We start from the raw sequence: 1,239 nt of genomic DNA, 5'->3' as shown, positions 1-1,239 counted from the left end.
ATGCCACGATGCCAATGAATTGAGCAGTCAGAGTTTGGCGATAACTCTCGGATTAATTCAATAAAAATTCGGGATATACCACCAAATTTCTGGATGGCAAACATTTGATGGTCGTAGAGAATATCCATGGTGACTTTTAACTTCTTAACAGACTACCTTAGGGGAAGGCAAGAGGCAATAGGCATGCTAGCAATAGGCATGCTAGCAATAGGCATGCTAGCAATAGGGAAAGGCAAGAGTTGCGTAGGGTGTGTTAGGGACGGGCTCGCCTTTATTTTCAGCTCTAACGCCAGGGTTGGCACAGCCCGTCCCGTAACGCACCACCGGGTATATATACTAATCCTTCTGTTGATGCACCCGTAAATCAAGGACAGGTTTTATAATTTCCAAAGTTTTATTGTTGAATAGGTTCAAAAATTATATTGTAAGTATGATGCCCGTCGGGGTATCTCAGCCTTCCTGTTGCTATTTTAGCATTTTGACATTGCCCCTTACCCACTAATTTTGTGCCTGAAACATCATACCAATCTAAATCCCATGTATCGTTTTTATTATAGTTGATTTGAAATCTTACAGGGTTGGGAAACTTATGAGTATATTTACCACTTGTTACTGATATTTGTTCTAGGTTCTTGTTTCCAGGATATGGATGGTCAAGAAGATACACTATACCTGTTACCAATGTATCGTTATCTCTTTCTATTATCTCTAGATTTTCGACTTCTCCAAACTCTAGATGTTTAAGGTCTGTCCGATTATATTTTGCTTCAATTCTTTGATTATTCTTGAATAACGATTTGCAATGCCCTTTTGGACAATTTTGGTTGATGATTGGAATCAAGCATCTAATTTCTGGTGTAACAATAGCGACGACAATACCAACAGCGGAAATAATCAACCCTATTGCAGTAGTTGTTTTTTCCCAATTCCATTGATTTAGCATAATTTTATTGAATGTACCTCATAATTATGGTATATAATATATTTCCAGTTTACTAATGATCATCTCCGAAATCAAATAAAAAAGATAGAGCACAGTAACCTTTTGGGGTGCATCTCCTAAAAGCTGTTTGACCCGGTGGTGCGTTACGGGGCGGGCTGTGCCAACCCTGGCGTTAGAGGCTGAAAATGAGAACCCCCCCTAACGCACCCTACTGGACTGACACAGCTAATTTGGTGCATTAGAATCTGCCATCTCTTCCTCTTCAAACACTGGATAAAGATGTTTAAGAGATCGGG

1 protein-coding gene is annotated in these 1,239 nt (G+C 39.7%); it reads right to left on the bottom strand.

Annotation, left to right across the window (positions count from 1 at the left end):
- Positions 1-394: 394 nt before the first annotated feature.
- Positions 395-943, bottom strand: a complete 549-nt coding sequence (locus F6K38_RS42385) for a hypothetical protein (RefSeq protein ID WP_008188075.1) — start codon at positions 941-943, stop codon at positions 395-397.
- Positions 944-1,239: the final 296 nt, after the last annotated feature.

The sequence above is a fragment of the Moorena sp. SIO3B2 genome (assembly GCF_010692525.1).
Taxonomy (GTDB): Bacteria; Cyanobacteriota; Cyanobacteriia; order Cyanobacteriales; family Coleofasciculaceae; genus Moorena; species Moorena producens.
The sequence above is the reverse complement of the archived record's forward strand: the minus strand, read 5'-3'. Positions and strand labels throughout refer to the sequence as shown.

Excerpts from the sequence above, each read along its gene's own strand:
- F6K38_RS42385 (WP_008188075.1), bottom strand. The coding sequence starts at position 943 with ATGCTAAATCAATGGAATTGGGAAAAAACAACTACTGCAATAGGGTTG.